The following is a 20156-nucleotide window of genomic DNA, read 5'->3' as shown; positions in this document are numbered from 1 at the left end:
CGCGATTTTGACATCGCACGCCGCATCAGTGGTGGCGCTTTGAAAATAGGCGTACAATGGCGCTCTTTTTTTGATTAATCATCCGTAATTATGATCTCAGCAGCCTTATCTCAACTCGATCACTATATTCATCAACTGGATAGCTTCCCAAATGAAGTACGCCGCCTGTTTCATGGCCGAGGCCGACGCTTTGAAGGCTTGGAACATATTGCGGTTGATTGGTTAGATGGCCAGTTGCTGATCTCATTGTTCAAACAACCTGAAGCTGAATTTATAGACGCATTGCGCTCGATGGTTGACGGTTGGCTGCAACTGCCTTTATTTCAGCAGCATGTAAAAAGCATCTTGCTACATCATCGTACCACCACTGAGCTTGAAATTTTGTTCGGAGAATTGAAGCAAGAACAGCCCGTAGTTGAAAACGACCTGACTTTTTTGCTGGATCTTAGCAACAAGCAAAATAATGGTTTGTTTTTGGATATGCGCATGGGTCGTCAATGGGTTAAAGACAATGCACAAAACAAAAATGTGCTGAATTTATTTGCATACACCTGTGGCTTTTCTGTGGCTGCGATAGCAGGTGGCGCAACTCAAGTGGTGAATTTAGATATGGCCAAAGCGGCTTTGAGTCGTGGCCGTGATAACCATAGAGCCAACGGTCATGCGCTTGAGAAAGTAAAGTTTTTAGGTCATGAACTGTTTAAATCGTGGGGCAAAGTTCGTAAGTTTGGGCCTTATGATATGATCATCATCGATCCCCCTTCTTTTCAAAAAGGCAGCTTTGCGCTGACCAAAGATTATAAGAAAATCTTACGTCGCCTGCCTGAATTATTGAGTGAAGGTGGCGAAGTATTGGCGTGTGTGAATGATCCAAGCCTAACCTCGCAATTTTTGATAGATGAAATGGCAGAACAAGCGCCTAACATTCAGTTTGTTAGACGCTTAGAAAACCCACCTGAATTTGAAGATATAGATCCCGAGGCGAGCTTAAAAAGTTTGCTATTTAAATATCGAGCTGACTAAGCTCGGTTTTTGATGGCTTTTGCTAAGTTCTGCAAAGCATCTTCTAACGTTGTTTGCCCGTTAATATAAGAGAGCCAATGTTGCTCTAGCTCTGTTTGATCATCCCATGACTTGGCGTAGAGACCCTTTTTATTGCATAAGGCACATAATCAGGGTTTTCAGTGGCGATTGCTTGGCGGGTTACTTCACCCACTGTAAAAAATTGCAGAGGATGCCAAATACGCTGATGCTCAGTGATACCGTGTTGTGCAAATACTTCATCGAGACGTTTCGTTTTATTTTATGATTTTTTTGCACGTCCTACGTTGTTTTTAAAATGCAAACAATGTTCTTATTTTAAGAATGAATAACCCATAATTTGCTAATTTTTAATCGTATATTACCGTGGTAGAGTGGGCTTTATCAGCAACAAGTGTGCGACTTAGGAGTACATAATGAACATCATTCGAGTGCAAAAATCTTATCCCACAAAAGACGGTGAAGGGGTCAGTATTAACCGTATTGCTGGGTTTCAAAATCAATATCTAGATCCTTATTTAATGATTGATGAGCTTAAGTCGGATAATGAAAACGACTATATTGGCGGCTTTCCACCGCACCCGCATCGAGGAATAGAGACCTTCACCTATATTCTCAAAGGGGGATTTGAGCATCAAGATCACATGGGCAACAAGAAAGCCATTCGTGCAGGAGATGCACAATGGATGAGTACTGGCCGAGGCGTATTGCACAGTGAAATGCCACTAAAAGATGCAGTTGAAGGGCTTCACGGTTTTCAAATTTGGTTGAATATGCCAGCAAAGCAAAAAATGAATGCACCACGTTATCAAGATTCATCATCTGGCAGCATGCCGGTATTGAAAAACCAATATGAAGCACAGTTGAGAGCGCTGGCTGGCAACTGGCAAATGGATGGGCAAAGTATCTCAGGTGCAGTACAAGGTCTTGCTGGCGAAGGCGCGATTGCAGATTTAATTTTGCCTGCCTATTCAAAAGCAACGTTGGATGTGTCAGCACAGGGCAAGGTGCTGCTTTATATCTACAGTGGCCAGTTAAAAGGCGAACAGTATTCAGAAGGTCATTTATTGGAGGTGCAACCGCAAGACAAGCTATTAATCGAGTCAAGTCAGGCTGGATTAGGCATGCTCGTTTTGGTAGGACAACCCATTAAAGAGCAAATTGCACATATGGGACCTTTTGTCATGAACACCCGTGAGGAATTAGAACAAGCCATGTTAGATTATCAACAAGGCCGGTTTGGTGAAATTGTCTAAATAGGGAGAAAGAGATGGGACTACTCATTGACGGTACTTGGCATGATAAGTGGTATGACACGGCCAAAAGTGACGGTAAATTTGAACGTGAAGCAGCGCAATTGCGTAATTGGGTAACAAAGGATGGTAGCGCAGGTCCGACTGGTGAAGCGGGTTTTAAAGCGCAATCAGGGCGTTACCACTTATATGTGTCATTGGCGTGCCCCTGGGCACACAGAACGCTGATCTTCAGGAAAATAAAAAGTCTTGAAACACATATTTCGGTTTCTGTGGTGAGCACCGATATGCTTGAACATGGCTGGAGCTTTGATAAAACGCAAGGTAGTACGGGTGATGCGCTGTTTGATTCGCAATTTATGCATCAAGTGTATACTCGCCACAACCCACAATATAGTGGTCGTGTAACCGTCCCCGTGTTGTGGGATAAACAGACTAATCGCATCGTGAGTAATGAATCGAGTGAAATTATCCGTATGTTTAACTCGGCCTTTAATGAGGTAACAGGGAATACTGATGATTACTACCCTGACGCATTGCGCCACAAAATCGATGAAGTGAATGACTTTGTGTACACCACCATCAACAATGGCGTATATCGCTGTGGTTTTGCGACGACTCAAGAAGCCTATGAACAAGCTTATGAGGCGCTATTTGCGGCGCTCGAACAAGTAGAGGGTATGCTGGCAAGCGCTCGTTATCTCACAGGTGATACGCTAACTGAAGCGGACTGGCGATTGTTCACGACACTGATCCGTTTTGATGCTGTTTATCACGGTCACTTTAAATGCAATAAGCAGCGTTTAGAAGATTACCCTAACATTGCTAATTACATCCGTGAGTTATATCAGTGGCCAGAAGTGATGGACACGGTTAATTTTGATCATATCAAGCGTCATTACTACTACAGCCACACTTTAATTAACCCAACCCAAATTGTGCCTAAGGGTCCTTGCATAGATTACGGTTCGGCACATAACCGTTTGTAACCTTTCTTAATAATTATTCAGGACCAGTACTCAGCGCTGTTGTGTTACTGAGCCCTGACTTTTTGCAATTACTTTGACATAAACTACAGTTAGCTGTAGCTCTCCTAATCATTGAGGCTTATGGAAAAGTGACCGCATCCGCACAACTATTGTTGGTAGAAGATGACGAGCTTAATGCGCTTGTTCTTAAAACCATACTATCAGAAGAATATGATGTTGCATGTTGTGCCAGCGGTGAGGACTGCATTGCGTATTGCCAATCTCATCTCCCAGATGTGATTTTGATGGATGTGGAAATGCCCGGCATGAACGGACTTGAAACCTGCAAGCGGCTTAAAAAAAATACTGCCACAGTGGATATTCCAGTCATTTTTGTTACCTCTCATAATCTAGATAATGAACAAACCTTATGCTGGGAAGCGGGTGGCGGCGACTTTGTTGTTAAACCCGTCAATGCGTTGACTTTAAAGCATCGAGTAGCGGCCCAGGTGAAGTTGAAGCGTCAACATGAATTGCTCAAATCAATGGCATTTATTGATGGCTTAACCGGGGTGTATAACCGCCACTATTTGACTTTCGAACTTGATAAAAAGCTATCTTATGCAAAGCGTAACCATGATGCATTTTCGCTGATCATGGCAGACATAGATTGGTTTAAAAAATACAACGATTTCTATGGACATTTAAAAGGTGATGATTGCCTAAAGCGAGTTGCAAATATCATTAAAGACAACCTATTAAGAGGCGAAGACTCAGTGGTTCGTTATGGCGGAGAAGAGTTTGTTTGTATTGTGCCTCAAGTCGACCAGCATGGCTTAGAAAAACTCTCAGCTGCGCTTAATCAATGTGTATACGATGCGGATTTACAGCATGAATCATCGTCTTTGGGGCGAATCACATTGAGTATTGGTGGGGTCTATAGCCCTGAAGTTACACAAACAGATGGCCAAGTGTGGTTAAGTTCGGCAGATAAGCAGTTATATCGAGCAAAGCACAGTGGTAAAAATCAAGCGTCTATTAAGGAGCTATAAGTGCGTATTGGAACTACAAAAAATTGGTTAAAGCCCTCTTCGTTTGCGCTGTATATCTTCACGCTTATATGCGTTGTTGTTGCAGTACTGTGGTTTTTTGATGGCAAAATAATAAAGCAAACTGAGCGTCAAGTGGCCACAGAATTATCAGAATTACTGACCCTAAAAAAGCGTGTTTTTGATGATGAAGTACATGAATACAAAGATTATATTCATTTTTTGGTCGATACACCGCCTATTCAAGGCATTTCAAGAGCTGCAAACAATAACAATATAGATCCAAAAGATGGCACAACGACGCAACAATGGAAAAATCGTTTAGGGACCATTTTTACGTCAATGATGCATACCTATGGCGACATTAAGCAGTTACGCTTAATTGATGCATCAACAGGGGATGAACTGGTTAGGAGTGATAGGTATGGTGGCTTAGTTGTTGTTCAGCCTGATAGTAAACTCCAAAACAAAGCCCATAGAGATTACTTCGTTGAGACCATTAAGCTGCCTGAAAGAAGAATATACGCATCACAAATTGACCTAAATAAAGAACGTGGCACGATAGCGTTCCCGTTAGAACCCACCTTACGTATTTCTACGCCGGTTTTTAATGAAAAAAACGACCTGTTTGCTGTGTTGATCGTTAATATTGATGGGCAGTCGCTTATCGATGAAATATTGAGAAGTATACCAGAAGGGTTGCAATTGCAGTTGCTCACAAATGATGGACATTTTGTCTATCATCCAGAGCAAGCCCTGCGCTTTTCTCAAGATTTACAGCCCAAAGTGACTTGGCAGTCTTACTATGCTGAGGTGCCTTGGCGGTTGGACCCCATCATGAAGGTCACCGACAGGAATAATGCTCAAATTGTACACCTTGTTCAGAAACAGGAACTTTATACGTCCACTGTCTCTCCTGCGGGAAAAGTTTGGGTAGTGAGCGCTATGCCTTATGCGCGTTATGAACAACACTTGATGCAAAACAGAGTGGATGCCTACGCTTTGTTGGCGGTGATAGCGATTATTTCCAGTGTGGGTCTATTTGTGCTTTGGCTCTATTTTAGAAATAGTCATCAATTGCTTGAGGCGCGTTCACAATTGGCGAATATCATTAATGGGGCGTCTGATGGAATTATTGGGTTCAATAAAGAGCTTAAAATTACCAGTTATAATGACGCGGCTGAACTGCTCTTTCCTGAGTTAAAAAAAATAAACGCACCCACCTATAAGATACTTGAACCAGACATTCCGCCGGAGTTTTTGCAACACACACTGACTAAAGTGACATGTGATAAGCCGCTTGACTCATTGGAAATCAGTATTCAAAGACAAAACACTCATATTGATTTGTATTTAACCGTTTCACCTATCCATTCGACCGAAGATGAATTACTTGGTTTTGCGCTGTTCATCTGTGATGTAACGGAAAGAAATGAGGCGAAGGCGGAAATTGAACGGATCAATGCATCGTTGGAATTACAGGTCGAACAAAGAACATTGGAATTAAATTACCAAAAGCGCCGCGCAGAAGAATCATCAAAAGTTAAAAGTGCATTTATTTCAAGCATAAGCCATGAAATGCGTACCCCGTTAAACGGTATATTGGGGACGTTGGATTTAGTTAGAAGGGAGCCATTAAGTCAGCAGCAAATCAACTATTTAGATATGATGAATACCAGCGCTAAAACACTCACAAACTTAATTAATGACGTACTGGATTTGTCGAAAATTGAAGCTGGGAAGCTAGAAATTGATGCTCGCCCTTTTCATCCAATTCAAGTGCTCGAGCATGTTGCAAGCTCTGTGGGTATTGATGCGCTGCAAAAAAATATTGAGTATTTGTTGGATGTCGTTGATGTGCGTTACGTGAGTCTTACGGGAGATGCGGCTCGTGTTAAACAAATCTTGTATAACTTGCTCAGCAACGCCGTTAAGTTCACAAATAAGGGCGGCGTTTATATACACGCTGCTACTCAACTGGATGACAATAAAGTGTGGCTTGAAGTGTCAGTAAGAGACACTGGGGTTGGCATAGCCAAAGACAAGCAAGCGAATATGTTTCAAGCGTTTCAACAAGAGTCTAAAGAAATCACCAACGAATTTGGTGGAACCGGACTCGGCTTGTCTATTTGTAAGCAGCTATGTGAGCTTTTGGGGGGCGACATTCAGTTTCGCTCCGATAAAGGAAAAGGGAGTATTTTTACGTTTTCTTTGCCGTTTCATAGTGCCGATGCTAAACGGTTAGAGGTAGTCCCTTTTTTAGCTGATAAATATGTGTTTTTAGCGACAAAAACTCAGGCTGAAGAAGCTTATTGGAAAAAAGTCTTTTCATTGTATGGGGCAAAGTTATGTGACTTAAATAAGGCTGACTTTTGGTTAATTGACCTTGGCACTGAACTTGGACAAAACCTCTCAACCTCACCGCACGTCGACACTAAAGCATGCTTTATCTATGATCCCGTCAATGACCCTTTACCACCAAAAAACTGTTTAGCGGCATTTACTAAGCCTGCTCGCTATATTGATGTGCTTGCTACATTTGATAAAGAAACAGCTTTAAGTTTGTTTGAATATACAAGTCCAAGAACAAACCAAGGAACTGTGGGAGGACGCTTTTTATCTCTGGTAGGTAAAACGGTGGTCGTTGTCGATGATAACCAAATAAACCTTGAAGTCGCTAGGGGAATTTTGAATACGCATAATATCACTTCTATTCTCGTTCACTCTGGGCATGAACTCCTAGATAAATTGAACCAGTTAGCGGCGCAAGATGTGGATATATTGGCTATTTTAATGGATTGCAATATGCCTGTTATGAACGGTTATGAAGCGACTGAGGCTGTTAGAGAGGGAAGGGGCACTACGAAATACAAGTCAGTGCCAATCATAGCTTTAACGGCCAGCGCTATGCTGGGTGAGCAGGAAAAGTGCTTGGCATCAGGTATGGATGAATACATTACTAAGCCTATTAACGCGACAATTCTTTTTGACAAGCTTGCTCAGTATTGCGCTGACGAAAGCATGGCGCTGTCGGAGGCTCAGGTTGTTGATGCATATTTAGAGCAAGATGGAGATGAGTTTTCAGATGAGCAACAGTTACCGACATTAGACAAAGAAGCTGCGCTTGATAGGTTGATGCGAGACGAGTCATTGTATATAAAAATTTGTGAGCTTTTTAAGGAAAGTTCAAAAGCACGTTTTGCCGAGCTGCAAGACGCGATTGAACATCAATCTGTCGAAAAAATAAAGCAATCTGCACATGCAATTAAAGGCCAAGCGGGAGATGTTGGTGCGAAGCAGTTACACCATCTTGCTGGGCAATTAGAGCAGTCAGCCGCTGATAGCAAACACGTTAGTGAGTATAAACAATTGCACAGTCAACTTGAGCGAGAATTACACTCCGTATATGCGCAGATAGATGCAGATATATTGAATGCCGCGAGTTGACACCGAGTTACTATGGATTATCAATAGTGTATTTATGAGTTGCCTGGCCATGGATAATCCATTTGACGTGCCGTTTTCTTTGCGAGCTTTTCGCCAAAGCGTTTTTTGAGGATAGATAAACTCATGTCAATGCCAGCAGAGATCCCTGCTGAGCTAGTAAAATTTTGATCCTCAACCCAGCGTGTGTTTTCTACAACTTCTAACTGAGGGTAATTGGCTCTAAGCGTTTCTAGGTCCTCCCAGTGGGTTGTGACTTTCTTACCATCAATAAGCCCTGCTTCCGCAAAAAGAAAAACGCCAGTACATACCGAAGCACACGCTCTGGTATGCTGCGCTGTTTCCGCAAGCCAATGAAGTATAACTGGGTTTTTCATAATGCCGCTGTGCTTTCCTCCGGCGACGATTAACAGGTCAAAGTGTGGGTTGGCGTAGATACTGTAATGGGGGTTGACACTCATCCCTCCTCTTGTTCTGACGGGGGCTTGAGATGGGGCAACTAGGCTGACACTTAAGTGTTCGGAAGTAAAACGGTTTGCGGTTGAAAAAACCTCATAAGGACCTGAAAAATCAAGCACTTTCACTCCATCATAGATGAATATACCAATTTCCATTTTCCCTCCCATGCATGTAACGTTTAGCGTTTTCAGCTTTGACCACCTTTGAATTATTGGTCACTGTTATCATTAGTACAATTTAGCTTTGCCGCAATAATTGTCTTTTTACCGCTTATTGGTTGCAGTTTTTTGTACCTGCCATAGACTACATGCGTTAAATTAAAATTTAAATCAAACAAAATATCAAAAGAGCACACTATGATAAAACCAACAATCACGGCTCTAAGTGCTGCAATTGTACTTGCACTGTCAGGCTGTAATTCAACAACAGTAGAAGAAAATAAGGTTGCTGTTGAGCAAGTAGAACAGCAGAACGTGCTGCTTCAGCAGTTTAAAGGGCCTTATCAAGGCGTTCCTCAATTCGACAAAATGGATATTGCTGATCTTAAGCCTGCACTTGAGTTTGCAATGGCTGAAAACTTAGCTGAAATTGAAAAAATTGCGAATAACCCGCAATCACCCACTTTTGAAAATACTATTGTTGCACTTGAAAAATCGGGTAAAACACTAGACCGCGTTTATACCTACTATGGTATTTGGAATTCTAATATGTCGAGCCCTGAATTACGTGCAATTCAAGGGGAAATGGCACCGAAACTATCGGCATTTTACTCGAAAATAACGCAAAATAGTCAATTGTTTGCTCGTATTAAAGCGGTTTATGAGAGTGATGAATTAAAACAGTTATCTGCCGAAGAACAACGTATTACATGGTTGACGTATAACGGCTATGCACGTAATGGTGCAACATTGACTGGTGAAGCAAAAGCGCGTTACGCAGAAATCAACCAACAACTCGCTTCTCTGTACACAAAGTTTTCAAACAATGTGCTTGCTGACGAAGAAAACTATGTCGTTTACTTGAATGACAAGCAATTATCAGGTTTACCCGCATCATTTATTGAAGCGGCTGCGGCAGCGGCAAAAGAGCGCGGCAAAGAAGGCATGTATGCTATTACGAATTCGCGCTCTTCAATGGATCCGTTTTTGACCTACTCAAGCGAGCGTGATTTACGTGAGAAAGTGTGGAACAACTACTACAACCGTGGTGGCAATGGCGATCAGTATGATAATAATGCAATCATCAAAGAGATTTTAACGTTGCGCCATGAGCGCGTTAATTTACTTGGTTACGAAAACTATGCGCAGTGGCGTTTAGAAGATCGCATGGCGAAGAACCCAGACAATGCGATGGCGCTAATGAACAAAGTATGGCCAGCAGCAATAGCACGTGTCGATGAAGAAGTTGCGGACATGCAAGCGATTGCAGACAAAGAAGGTGCGGGTATTAAGATTGCACCTTGGGATTATCGTTTTTACGCGGAGAAAGTGCGTAAAGATAGATACGACTTGGATTCAAACGAAGTTAAACAGTACTTACAGTTAGATAAACTAAGAGAAGCAATGTTCTATGTTGCAGGTCGCTTGTTTAACTTTGAGTTTTCTGAAGTGCCAGCTGGTAAGGTGCCAGTATTCCACCCTGATGTAAAAGTATGGGAAGTAAAAGACAAAACTTCTGGAAAGCATATTGGTTTGTGGTATTTAGACCCATTTGCTCGTAAAGGTAAGCGCTCAGGTGCGTGGGCTACGACTTATCGTGAGTTCACTACGCTTGAAGGTGAAACGAATGTGCTTAGCTCTAACAACTCAAACTTTGTTAAAGGTGTTGAAGGTAAGCCGACTCTTATCTCTTGGTCAGACGCTGAGACTTATTTCCATGAGTTTGGTCATGCGCTGCATTTCTTGTCAGCCAATGTCGTTTATCCAAGCTCACATAGCGGTGTACGTGACTATACTGAGTTCCAATCTCAGTTACTTGAACGTTGGTTAACGACTGATGAAGTAATTGATAAGTTCTTAGTTCATCAAGAAACTGGTAAACCAATGCCGAAAGAGTTGGTCGAGAAGATTAAAAAGTCAGCAACTTTTAATCAAGGTTTTGCAACAACGGAGTATATGGCGTCTGCAATCATGGATCTGCTATATCACAGTACAGATCCTGCGCAGATTGACCCTGCTAAGTTTGAAAAGGAACAGTTAGAGAAACTAGGTATGCCAAACGAGCTGGTAATGCGCCACCGTAGCACGCACTTTGGCCATGTATTCTCTGGTGAAGGTTATGCCGCTGGCTATTATGGTTACTTATGGGCTGAGGTATTGACTTCGGATGCTGCTGAAGCATTTGCAAGTGCGCCAGGTGGCTTTTATGATCCTGAAGTATCAGGTCGCCTAGTGAAATACTTGTTCTCAGTTCGAAATGCAATGGACCCGGCAGAAGCTTATCGCAAGTTCCGTGGACGTGATGCCGACGTTAGCGCATTGATGCGTGACAGAGGTTTCCCAGTTAAGCTTTAATTAATATTAGTTAAGGGAGCTGCTTGCTCCCTTTTTCTTAGGCGATGATGTTCGCTGAATTTTTTAGCCGCTATAAACGTATTTTTTCGTTTCTTTTCTCACCTTGTTGTAAAGGTCCTTTACGGATTGATTTCAGCCATTTTTACCTGTTTTTTTAATTAGCCTCCCTGTAAAACTAAGCCCTACCAGCTAATTTATAGTATTTTTGTGTAATTTTTTATCTGGTCAGATGAGTTTATTAATTCATTGATTTTAAGTAAATTAATTGAGTTTTTTAGTTTTTTTGTATTGCTTTCTCAGTTCCCACTAATCACTTAGGTTGAGTTTTTTTTGTTCGTTTGTTATAAATACTCATACTTTAGTCAATTACGTAGTTTTATTCGCTAATACTAAAAAGGTTTCACTCAAGGATGTTGTGCTTTAGTTAGCTAGGTATTTTTTGGAGCGCATCATGGCTTTGTTTCGTACATACAATGTAGATTCTGAACAGCAACTCACTTTGCCTGTTACGGTCGTTATAACACTATTGCTATTAGCTTTAACTTTATTCACTTTTCCGACTCAGGCAGAACATACTGGTGTCGAGGGTGAGCACACGCAATGCACGTATGAGGTGTGTAATGAGCAGTCTAATAACGAATAGATGTAGTCTCTAAGTTTTTGCAATTTGTGGTATAAATTCAAGTACTCCCCCGTCCTTTCCAAAATACCCGTTCATTTCTAAGCAGAAAATTTAGCTCAATTAATGTTGCTGTGAGCGAATTTTACTTGTTCATTATTTTCAACTCTGTATAGTCTGTTTACGTTTTTTATTTGCAAAAATACGATAATTACAGAGAAACGCCTATGCAGTTAGTCGAATTGAACCCTGAAGACCCGAGTGTTATTGAAGTTTTTTCCGAAATCGACCGACTCATGAATACCTTATATCCAATTGCAAGTGCGCAGTCTTTATCATTAGAAGAATTACGTCAGCCTAATGTACATGCCGTTGGATTAAAAAATGAAGATGGTATTGTCGCCTGTGGGGCAATTGTAAAGCAGTTTGATAAAACACTTTACGGTGAAATAAAGCGTCTATATGTACGCCCAAGTTACCGTGGTAAAGGTTTGTCGAGACGCATAATGCAGATATTGCTGCATTATGCTGGTGAAGCACAAATTCCCTTGATCCGTTTAGAGACAGGTAGCAAACAAACTGAAGCGATTCATTTATATGAAAACTTGGGTTTTGAACGATGTGATTGTTTTGGTTTTTATCGCGATAATCCATTGAGTGTTTTTATGGAGCTATCGTTAAATTAACGCCTCGAGCGATAACCGCGTTTGCTGTTATCGCTTCTGATGAACCGTCTAGTTGGCTTTTTGCATAAAGATGGTTACTTCTGCCATCGTTATGCCAAACTTCTTGATATAAGAACGATTGATCAGTGTTTGTGTATCGAATGCCCACATCCAATCGTCAAAATTAACGCGATAAGAAGTATCGTCTACGGGTAGGTCCATACTGTATTGCCAGCGCATCGCATGACCATAAATCTGCCCCGTTGCAGGATTGAGGATGTCGTTTGCCTTGCCCTCAAGACGGTTGTCATTCAACCTAGTCAGTTCCCAAACACGTCGCTTTATGCCTTGGCCTATTTGGTAAGTAAATTCTTCATCTAAGACTAACGTACCAGACGAATTGATATTACCTTCGATGGTGACGGTGAATTGTTGGACAATATCCCCGGAGCGGTTTTGGACTATGCCCCAAGCATTGACATTACCATGGAAAAATTCAAATGGTTCAAACTTAGGCTCGTTAGATAGGTATTTATCTGGGTCAATACTGATCCCACAACCTGATAATCCCGTCAGCATTAGCAGTGTCGCTATCGTCTTTTTCATCTTTTCTCCCTTATCTTAGATTGAGCAGCTCTTTTCGCATATCAGGCTGTGATGTTTTATCTCCGAGCCAAATCGAAAAGAAGTACTTTGCAAAGTTGGGATCGTTGATTTCGCCAATAAACTCGCTCCCTTTAAAAAACTTGCTTACGCCCTCTTTGGTGCGCAGTCCGTAAAGCTCTGTTCCATCATAAACATTTGGGAAAATATTGGTCATCTGCTTAAGCCAAACCTGCAACTGCTCGTGATCGTTAAAACCTTGCAGTTCAATTTCTTCGATTGAGCGTTTTGCTATCTCTTTACCCTTTAATTCCCGAAGGTATTGGAGTTTCAATATAAAAGGTTGATCATCGTTGAACTGCCCATTCGGCGCGTACAATGTGGCTGTATACACGTCCCAAAATAGGTAGGTGAGTGTTGGGCTATTCCCTACGGCTTGTGCGTTGGGCAATAGCTGTTGTGCTATCGAAGCGGTTGCGTTAGTGGTATACAAGCATATTAAAATTGCGAGCAACAGGCGTATCATTTTTATCACCATTATTTTATTCAATATATAGTGGTACGCACGTTGGCCGTTTGTGGATCTAATAACCTTTATTTTGCTTGTAAAGGGCCGTTACAAATTAGGGCGTGTTGAACTTTGAGGTATGATTTTTGTTCAAATCAAAGGCTTTCAATACCAGAAATGCGCTATGACACATAGTGAACTATGCGAGTAGCGCATGACGCCGTAGTGGAAGCCTTTGGTTGAACCCGTAGGGCAGCGTCATTCGGTCATTTTTTCTGCGTTATCGCCTGACTTACATAGAATAACTATGCGACGCAGGCTCTGCCTTGCCAAAATAACCGAATGACTGCTGCAAAAACACACTGCAAAGATCAACACGCCCTAAGAATCACCTTAAATTTTTCTAAAAACCATAGCAACTTAGCATCATTCTTTCGGGTCTTGTGAAAGTACATTTTTACTTCGTAGTTGGGGACGGGTACAGGCGGTTGAAATATCACTAAGTTTAAAGACGCCGCTACTTGCCTTGCGTAAGCCTCTGGCAAAGTAAGTAATCGCAGCGAGTTATTTAAGTAGTAGGGAGAAATTAAGACATGAGGTACTGTGATGGCTATTTTTCTGGTTTTCTTCACCTTGCCTAGGGCAACATCAACAATGCCCTTGGTTTCGTTCCACGGGGCAATTAATACATGCTGATAGCGTAAAAAGTCGTGTAATGATAAAGATGCCTTCGATGCAAGTGGATGTTGCTCTGACACCGCAGTTACATATTTATCAGAAAACCAAAAAAGCGCTTCTACACTTTCCAAGCGGTCAAGTTGAGACTGATGAGAGAAACCACATGCAAAGTCTAATCGACCGTCTTGCAAAGCGTCTTGCGGGATCCGCTGCTCTAAAGAAACAAAGCGTAAGTTTATCTGTGGGTGGTACTCGTTAAAATAATCAGCCAGAGGTTTAAGACACCAAGCGGTGTAATCGGTGGTAGCGATAGTAAATGTGGTGGGTTCATTGTGATTAAACATCTCTGTTGGCGCTAGGCCTTGAGAAAGGAGTTGTAAAGCCGGTATGACGTTTTGTGCTATTTGTTGGGCAAAGACGGTGGGCACCATTTGGTTTTCAATGCGCACGAATAACTCGTCACCTAATCTTTGCCTGAGCCGATTGAGTGCATGGCTACAGGCTGATTGGCTTAGGTTTAATTCTTGTGCTGTTTGGCTAACAGACGCATTTTTATATAAGGAAGCAAATAGCTTCAGTAAATTTAGATCTAGGTTAGGTAACATTTATGAACCTTATTCATAAAGTGTTTGCAAACTATGCATTTTTTTCATTTTGATTTTTATCATACACTAAACCTTTCAAATTAATCAGGTATTCATATGAGCATTCAAATTCGCGCGGCACAAAAACAAGATGCGGCTACTATTTTAGGATTTATTACTGATCTTGCCATTTATGAAAAAGAGCCCGATGCCGTGCTCAATACAGTAGAAGAAATAGAAAGCAAACTGTTTACCGAGCATGCACGAGCACATGCGGTGATCTGCGAGCAAGATGGCGAGGCGATAGGGTTTGCCGTGTACTTTTTTAACTATTCTACTTGGTTGGGCAAGCATGGATTATATCTTGAGGACTTATATGTCGCGCAGGACAAACGGGGCCATGGTGCGGGCAAAGCTATTATGCAATATTTGGCTCAGCTAGCGCTCGAAAAGGATTGTGGACGTTTTGAGTGGGTGGTTTTAGATTGGAACAAGCCAGCTATCGACTTCTATCAAAGTATCGGCGCAAAGCCACAAGATGAATGGATCATTTATCGTTTATCAGGCAATGAACTCAAAGCTTTTGCTGAGAATGGTCAATAACCACTTTTAGAGTACGTTGTTTTCACACTCAAATCTGCGCAGGCATGTGGTTACGGTGATAATATCTGTTTTACCCTGTTTTTAAGTTGTGGCAGTACACACGCCTCAAACCATGGATTGTTTTTTACCCAGAATTGATTGCGGGGACTGGGATGAGGAAGAACGATGCGCTGAGGTAAGTACTGCTGCCAGTTGGCAACCTGTTCAGTGAGCGGCTTATCCTTGTCTATATGATATTTCTGAGCGTGCTGACCTATGATCACCGTGAGTTCCACGCTACTGAGCGCCGTTAATACTGTGTCGTGCCAAATTTTGGCACACAATGATGGCGGCGGGAGATCACCCGATTTTCCCTTTCCTGGGTAGCAAAAAGCCATCGGTACAATGGCAAACAGATCCGCATCATAAAATCGGCTTTCATCTACGCCCAACCAAGCGCGCAGGCGTTTACCACTTGCATCATCAAAAGGTTTACCAGTTCTATGCACGGTTAGGCTTGGTGCTTGACCGGCAATCAATATTTTAGAATTGGAGGATGCTTGGATCACAGGAGATGCACCCAGTGGTAGAGTGGGTTCGCATGCTTTGCAAGCTCGGATCTGTTGTATTAAAGGTGTTATATCGCTTGCCATTCTTTACTTACCGTTTATTTGAATTCTTTGTTAGCTAGGATGCTTAGGCATCAATATTTACTAACTCGGCAAATTGTACACCGGGATGTTGTTATTTCAGATCAGTATTTTATGTACTGATAACTTGTATTACACCATAACCATGGGACTTGTCACAGTTTTACAAAGACAGATCAGACTTTTACCAAGGCTAAGTTGGTATAAATCTGATCTAAACAATTAAATGGGCACTCTCGTTAGTAATATCGTGATCTGAATGTGCTTTAAGTTAGTAAATTAGTGATCTAAGGCCTGGTTTTAAGTCCTGTAGTTAGTAATAAAGTGATCTGAAAGCATCTCCATCGCTGCACTTGGTATAACTCTGATCTTGGATATTTTTTTGGACTATATTGGGGTAATTTTGAGATGTTTTTGCGATATGAAGCCATTTTACTGGATTTTTTATGCGCTTTAAGTTAGTAAAATTTTGATCTGATATTTTGGAACAGACTGTTTAATAAAAGGTTATGTAATAGGAAAGCGCTTTTCTGCTTAATCAGTTAGTAAAAATGTGATCTAAATGAAAGTTTGCCTGTGTGATCTAGCCATAGTTAGTAAAATGATGATCTCGAGAAAGGGGAATTCGAGCTTATTTGGTTTTAAGCATACTCAAATCGAGCATAATGGCCGATTTGAGTGCCCATTTTCATGCTGAAACTGACTTCAGCTAACTATCAAGTAAGTTTTAAAACATCTTCTTTCTCAGGCTTTGAGCGGGAAAATTAGTTAGTAAAAAGTTGATCTGAGCAACAGATCAACTTTTTATCAAGGCTACTTTTCAGACCAGTCAAGTTGCATATCCCAAACATACCTATGTGCTTGTTCTAAAGGGGCTTGAGATTCATCGACATGCTGGAGGACGTTTGATGCTTCAGTAATGGTCGCATCACGACCAAAAATATAGCTCTGCTCTTTCACGATGGTTAAATAAGCTTTATTGAGGGCTAACGCTCGTTCTGGAGATGGCGTAATAAGTTCATACAAACTTGACGTGTTTTTGACCTTGTCTGCATTGACTGAGCCATCTCTATTGAACCAACGCATGAGCATTTCTTGGTTTTGTCTAAACTCATCACCACCGCCAACGCGTTGCATATAGGTCAGAAACTCGCCTTGCTGGTCGCCCTTATTAGGTACATCTGTCATCGACTTTAGGTTGATGTAGCCCCAGCCTTTTTGCCCCTCAACTTTACGTGCAAATGAGAATGTTTGGTCATACGTTGAGCCAATGGTTTTATGGCAGCCATTACAAAAGGCGAGTTCCTGTTTGTGCTGAGGTCTCAGTGCGCCTTGCTCATCCTCAATATAGCCATTGATAGTCCAGCCAAATGTGTTATTCACCCCGCGATCGCCTAAGTATAAGATTTGCGGTAGTTGCTCAAATGACTTCTCTTTTGCTTCTCTGTAATAGGAGCCTGCCAGTGCCGCTTTAGACTTAAACTTATGTTTTTTCATATAGCGCACTTCTTTCATGCGCGGTGCATTATAGATATTGCCGTCTTTATCTATGCCGATGTAGCGCACTGTATGTAAAAATTCGGTACCCTCTGGGTAAAGTTGATATGCGAGCGTTTCCTGCGTGTCGCCTAGATAATTCGCTCGTTTAGCCAAGTAGTCAATTTTACTAAGTTGGCTGTCCCCATTTAGGTCAACCCCTACCCTAGCCTCATCAATAAGTGGCGTTGATATGCCCTCTAAGCCCTTGAGTGCTATTTCAACTAGGCTTAGGTTAGCCAGGTACACATCTTGGCTATAAACGCCTTGCTGCGTTCTGAATGACTCAGGTAAACGGATCATGACATCCCCTGTTGAGCCGTTAGTTGGCCAAAAGGTGCTAGGAAAAGGTTTGTAGTTAAATGCCACCCAGCCGCTGCCGTCTCTGGCAATGCCTAGTTCATCGAATGCTTTGTCTGGATAGGCTAAGTTTTCGATGGGGGTTATCTCCCCTGTCCAATTAGTATTGTTTTTTTGAGCGGCAATAAATTCGCTGTAATTATCGTGGTTGATCCAAGCCAGAATTTGCTCATCACTGATACCTTGAACTAGCTTGGTTCTATCAATGAATAAGTTCTTCCAATGATTTTTAGTGCCTAAGTCTGAAAAGTCATAGCTCCCCTGTAAATGTCCATCAAACATTTGGTTCGGTTTATTTTTGTCGCTCTTATCCGTTTGGTGACAGGCATAACAGGGGTTATTAACGCCATCCGTTTTGGTGTAGCACTGAGGTGGGATCACTGACTCGGCGTTATAGACTTCGTCATGCTGTAAATATGCGAGCGCGGGAATATGTGCCGCATTGTCGTAAGGCGCTGAAGCGGCGCTGGCTTTCGCTTGAATATTATATTGGCTTGCATCATCGCATCCAGCAAGCGAGGCGATGGCGAGTAGGGAGAGCAAAGTTGGGTATTTCATTTTTATGACTTCCGATTTTTAGGCAAAAAAAACGGCGGCTCTTTGTTGAGCGCCGTTTTATTAGCTAGGTTATTACTTAGCTTTAGGGTCGTATAACCACAGGGTATTGTTTTCTTGGAAACCATCTTCACCGATGATTATACGGCCATCACGCATAACAATCACGTTATCCGGTTGAGAAAGCTGGTTTACATCACAACGTGCTGCGCCTGTTAAGCTAGAGCGATAAGTGGCGCCCATGACGACTGGCTCGATGCGAGTCAGGTTGTAGTTGTTGTCAATTGACGCACGGTATACGCCACCACAGTCTTTAACGCGGTTAGAAAGCTGTATATCACCTTCACCATCTATCATGGTGTTGTCGAGATCTGAGATACCGATGTACATGTACGCTTTTTCAACGACTTCTCCTGCTATGACATCTTGACCCGTCACGGCTTCAAGTACACGGTCATGGTTGATGCTAAGGCCTTCTAGTTTACGCCATTCAGCAGTCGCACCTTTTAAGCGCGCAGCTTGACGAGACTCAAGGAAGGCAACGCGGTCATCCATTGGCTTGCCTGCCGTTACTGGGCTACCACCTTCAGCGACAGTCGGGTAAGTTGCTTTACCGTCAGCCCAAGCTTGTACGTCAGCCATAGAGATGTAACTGGTTTTCCCTTCGACATAATCAGCGGTTGTGATGTTGTCGTATTCAGCAACCCAAGTTTCAATATTGGCATTGGTACTCGTTGCTAGCTTAACCCATGTAATGTCAAAACCAGTAACCGCTGGGTCGTTTAAGCCCGCATCTTGAGTCAATTTAGCGCCATAAAGCGTACCTGAACTTAAGTCTTCCGGTTGGTCCGCAACAAACTTAAATAACACACCACCCGTATCATCTTGAGATGAGTAAACAGTACGACGGTCAGGCATAACCACCGAGTTTTCGTGCTCGTAGCGGCCGATGGTGAAGTGTTTAACAACATCTGGTGTATCTGTGGTTGGGTTTGTTACCTCAGCAATATAGCCATAGCGGTAAGGGTTAGGGAAATCAGGTGCAACTAACGCTTCAATACCATCAGTACCTGTATCAGCCGGATCATTCCAGCTAGGATCTGTTGTAGTGTCGACCTTTGAATTAACAATCCATTCTTCAGAAGTCAGAGGCGTGCCCCAAGGGGATACCGAACCAAAGCAGTTTGCAGCAGTGCCTTTTACGCCGTCAAAGTTTACCATCATAGCTTCAGTAACAGACCACTTGCCTTTGGTATCTTTACTCATTTTCAAGCGGCTCATACCACCTGGGTATGATTCCCAGTTGGTAAATAAGAAACCTTCAGTGTCTGATGTTGGAATAAAGCCGTTGAAGTCTGGGTTATCGTTTTTGATGATTTCTTGCTTAGATACAATACCATAGTGCACACCCAAGCCACCCGTTAGGCCTTTAGCACCAAGGCTAGTGAACTGGTCACCTGTTTGGCCTAATACTTGATATTGACCGATGGCAGAGATAACCGTTTGTTTTTCTAATTCTGAGGTTGCATCTGGTACAGGTGAGCTCACGATATTGCTTGGTAACTCGTTAAAGTTAACGCCCGTTAATACGCCAACTGTCCCTTTGTTGAATACTTTACCGTTGTAGCTATCAGCTTTACTATTTTCGTCAGACGGGTGTTGTACGTTGAAGAACAAGTCGCCTTGCTTAGTTAAGAACAGGCCTGTTACTTCAGCACCTTGAGGTACTGTTGCTATACGTACAAGACCATTTAGGCTATTGCCACCACTTTTGCCGTCTTTACCGTCAGTACCATTTTGGCCATCTGCGCCGTTCTGACCGTCGGTACCGTTTTGGCCATCGGTGCCATCCTGACCGTTAATACCATCAGCACCATTTTGACCCGCTTCGCCTTGTACACCTTGAGGACCTTGTTCACCTTTGGCACCATCGTCGCCATCGCACGCGGTAAGCGCAAGTGTGACGGCACACGCTACCAAAGAATAAGCTAAACGCTTCATACTGTTACTCCACTATACATTGCTAATTATTGTTGAGGAGGCAACAGCATGTCGTTGTCGTATTACAAGGTACTGACAGTAATGTTAA

16 protein-coding genes are annotated in these 20156 nt (G+C 42.4%); 9 read left to right on the top strand and 7 right to left on the bottom strand.

Annotated features, from left to right (window positions below; genetic code table 11):
• Positions 1-90: 90 nt before the first annotated feature.
• The 5 genes from AC5FX4_RS22720 to AC5FX4_RS22700 all read left to right on the top strand — a co-directional run bounded on the left by AC5FX4_RS22720 (position 91) and on the right by AC5FX4_RS22700 (position 7758).
• The gene (locus AC5FX4_RS22720; protein ID WP_493608690.1) at positions 91-1023 is read left to right on the top strand and encodes a class I SAM-dependent methyltransferase; all 933 of its coding nucleotides are present in this window, start codon (positions 91-93) and stop codon (positions 1021-1023) included.
• A gap of 434 nt (positions 1024-1457) precedes the next feature.
• A complete protein-coding gene (locus AC5FX4_RS22715) occupies positions 1458-2297 on the top strand; it encodes a pirin family protein (protein WP_493608689.1) in 840 nt (279 codons plus the stop codon).
• A 14-nt stretch (positions 2298-2311) separates the two neighbouring features.
• Complete coding sequence (locus AC5FX4_RS22710) at positions 2312-3283, top strand: glutathione S-transferase family protein (RefSeq protein ID WP_493608688.1); 972 nt, start codon at positions 2312-2314, stop codon at positions 3281-3283.
• Between the two features lie 128 nt (positions 3284-3411).
• On the top strand, positions 3412-4314 hold the full coding sequence (locus tag AC5FX4_RS22705; RefSeq protein WP_493608687.1) for a GGDEF domain-containing response regulator: 903 nt from the start codon (positions 3412-3414) through the stop codon (positions 4312-4314).
• Positions 4315-7758, top strand: coding sequence for an ATP-binding protein (locus tag AC5FX4_RS22700; RefSeq protein WP_493608686.1), 3444 nt, complete (start codon positions 4315-4317; stop codon positions 7756-7758).
• Between the two features lie 32 nt (positions 7759-7790).
• Here the strand turns inward: AC5FX4_RS22700 and AC5FX4_RS22695 are convergent, their stop codons facing one another.
• A complete protein-coding gene (locus AC5FX4_RS22695) occupies positions 7791-8369 on the bottom strand; it encodes a DJ-1/PfpI family protein (protein ID WP_493608685.1) in 579 nt (192 codons plus the stop codon).
• Positions 8370-8570: 201 nt separating this feature from the next.
• On the opposite strand from AC5FX4_RS22695, the gene AC5FX4_RS22690 reads away from it, so the two are divergent.
• The 3 genes from AC5FX4_RS22690 to AC5FX4_RS22680 all read left to right on the top strand — a co-directional run bounded on the left by AC5FX4_RS22690 (position 8571) and on the right by AC5FX4_RS22680 (position 12032).
• Entirely contained in the window at positions 8571-10727 is a 2157-nt protein-coding gene (locus tag AC5FX4_RS22690; RefSeq protein ID WP_493608684.1) for a M3 family metallopeptidase, read from the top strand.
• Positions 10728-11178: 451 nt separating this feature from the next.
• Positions 11179-11370: a hypothetical protein gene (locus AC5FX4_RS22685; RefSeq protein WP_493608683.1), complete on the top strand. Its 192-nt coding sequence runs from the start codon at positions 11179-11181 to the stop codon at positions 11368-11370.
• 203 nt (positions 11371-11573) lie between these two features.
• The gene (locus AC5FX4_RS22680; RefSeq protein WP_493608682.1) at positions 11574-12032 is read left to right on the top strand and encodes a GNAT family N-acetyltransferase; all 459 of its coding nucleotides are present in this window, start codon (positions 11574-11576) and stop codon (positions 12030-12032) included.
• Between the two features lie 48 nt (positions 12033-12080).
• On the opposite strand, the gene AC5FX4_RS22675 is transcribed toward AC5FX4_RS22680, so the two are convergent.
• The 3 genes from AC5FX4_RS22675 to AC5FX4_RS22665 all read right to left on the bottom strand — a co-directional run bounded on the left by AC5FX4_RS22675 (position 12081) and on the right by AC5FX4_RS22665 (position 14405).
• A complete protein-coding gene (locus AC5FX4_RS22675) occupies positions 12081-12617 on the bottom strand; it encodes a DUF3833 domain-containing protein (protein ID WP_493608681.1) in 537 nt (178 codons plus the stop codon).
• 10 nt (positions 12618-12627) lie between these two features.
• Positions 12628-13140 (bottom strand): chalcone isomerase family protein, encoded by a 513-nt coding sequence (locus AC5FX4_RS22670; protein WP_493608680.1) that lies wholly within the window; start codon positions 13138-13140, stop codon positions 12628-12630.
• 353 nt (positions 13141-13493) lie between these two features.
• The gene (locus AC5FX4_RS22665) at positions 13494-14405 is read right to left on the bottom strand and encodes a LysR family transcriptional regulator (RefSeq protein WP_493608679.1); all 912 of its coding nucleotides are present in this window, start codon (positions 14403-14405) and stop codon (positions 13494-13496) included.
• Positions 14406-14501: 96 nt separating this feature from the next.
• On the opposite strand from AC5FX4_RS22665, the gene AC5FX4_RS22660 reads away from it, so the two are divergent.
• Positions 14502-14987: a GNAT family N-acetyltransferase gene (locus AC5FX4_RS22660; RefSeq protein ID WP_493608678.1), complete on the top strand. Its 486-nt coding sequence runs from the start codon at positions 14502-14504 to the stop codon at positions 14985-14987.
• 50 nt (positions 14988-15037) lie between these two features.
• On the opposite strand, the gene AC5FX4_RS22655 is transcribed toward AC5FX4_RS22660, so the two are convergent.
• From AC5FX4_RS22655 to AC5FX4_RS22645, 3 genes are all read right to left on the bottom strand, one after another.
• Entirely contained in the window at positions 15038-15619 is a 582-nt protein-coding gene (locus tag AC5FX4_RS22655; RefSeq protein ID WP_493608677.1) for a uracil-DNA glycosylase family protein, read from the bottom strand.
• Positions 15620-16429: 810 nt separating this feature from the next.
• A complete protein-coding gene (locus tag AC5FX4_RS22650; RefSeq protein WP_493608676.1) occupies positions 16430-18070 on the bottom strand; it encodes an Aq_1262 family (lipo)protein in 1641 nt (546 codons plus the stop codon).
• A 72-nt stretch (positions 18071-18142) separates the two neighbouring features.
• On the bottom strand, positions 18143-20068 hold the full coding sequence (locus AC5FX4_RS22645) for an alkaline phosphatase PhoX (protein WP_493608675.1): 1926 nt from the start codon (positions 20066-20068) through the stop codon (positions 18143-18145).
• Between the last annotated feature and the right edge of the window lie 88 nt (positions 20069-20156).

The sequence above is a fragment of the Pseudoalteromonas sp. ATL1 genome (assembly GCF_058933015.1).
This window is presented reverse-complemented; position numbering and strand designations above follow the sequence as displayed.

Excerpts from the sequence above, each read along its gene's own strand:
- AC5FX4_RS22670 (WP_493608680.1), bottom strand. The coding sequence starts at position 13,140 with ATGATACGCCTGTTGCTCGCAATTTTAATATGCTTGTATACCACTAAC.
- AC5FX4_RS22650 (WP_493608676.1), bottom strand. The coding sequence starts at position 18,070 with ATGAAATACCCAACTTTGCTCTCCCTACTCGCCATCGCCTCGCTTGCT.
- AC5FX4_RS22720 (WP_493608690.1), top strand. The coding sequence starts at position 91 with ATGATCTCAGCAGCCTTATCTCAACTCGATCACTATATTCATCAACTG.
- AC5FX4_RS22680 (WP_493608682.1), top strand. The coding sequence starts at position 11,574 with ATGCAGTTAGTCGAATTGAACCCTGAAGACCCGAGTGTTATTGAAGTT.
- AC5FX4_RS22685 (WP_493608683.1), top strand. The coding sequence starts at position 11,179 with ATGGCTTTGTTTCGTACATACAATGTAGATTCTGAACAGCAACTCACT.
- AC5FX4_RS22690 (WP_493608684.1), top strand. The coding sequence starts at position 8,571 with ATGATAAAACCAACAATCACGGCTCTAAGTGCTGCAATTGTACTTGCA.
- AC5FX4_RS22645 (WP_493608675.1), bottom strand. The coding sequence starts at position 20,068 with ATGAAGCGTTTAGCTTATTCTTTGGTAGCGTGTGCCGTCACACTTGCG.
- AC5FX4_RS22695 (WP_493608685.1), bottom strand. The coding sequence starts at position 8,369 with ATGGAAATTGGTATATTCATCTATGATGGAGTGAAAGTGCTTGATTTT.
- AC5FX4_RS22660 (WP_493608678.1), top strand. The coding sequence starts at position 14,502 with ATGAGCATTCAAATTCGCGCGGCACAAAAACAAGATGCGGCTACTATT.
- AC5FX4_RS22665 (WP_493608679.1), bottom strand. The coding sequence starts at position 14,405 with ATGTTACCTAACCTAGATCTAAATTTACTGAAGCTATTTGCTTCCTTA.
- AC5FX4_RS22710 (WP_493608688.1), top strand. The coding sequence starts at position 2,312 with ATGGGACTACTCATTGACGGTACTTGGCATGATAAGTGGTATGACACG.
- AC5FX4_RS22675 (WP_493608681.1), bottom strand. The coding sequence starts at position 12,617 with ATGAAAAAGACGATAGCGACACTGCTAATGCTGACGGGATTATCAGGT.
- AC5FX4_RS22655 (WP_493608677.1), bottom strand. The coding sequence starts at position 15,619 with ATGGCAAGCGATATAACACCTTTAATACAACAGATCCGAGCTTGCAAA.
- AC5FX4_RS22715 (WP_493608689.1), top strand. The coding sequence starts at position 1,458 with ATGAACATCATTCGAGTGCAAAAATCTTATCCCACAAAAGACGGTGAA.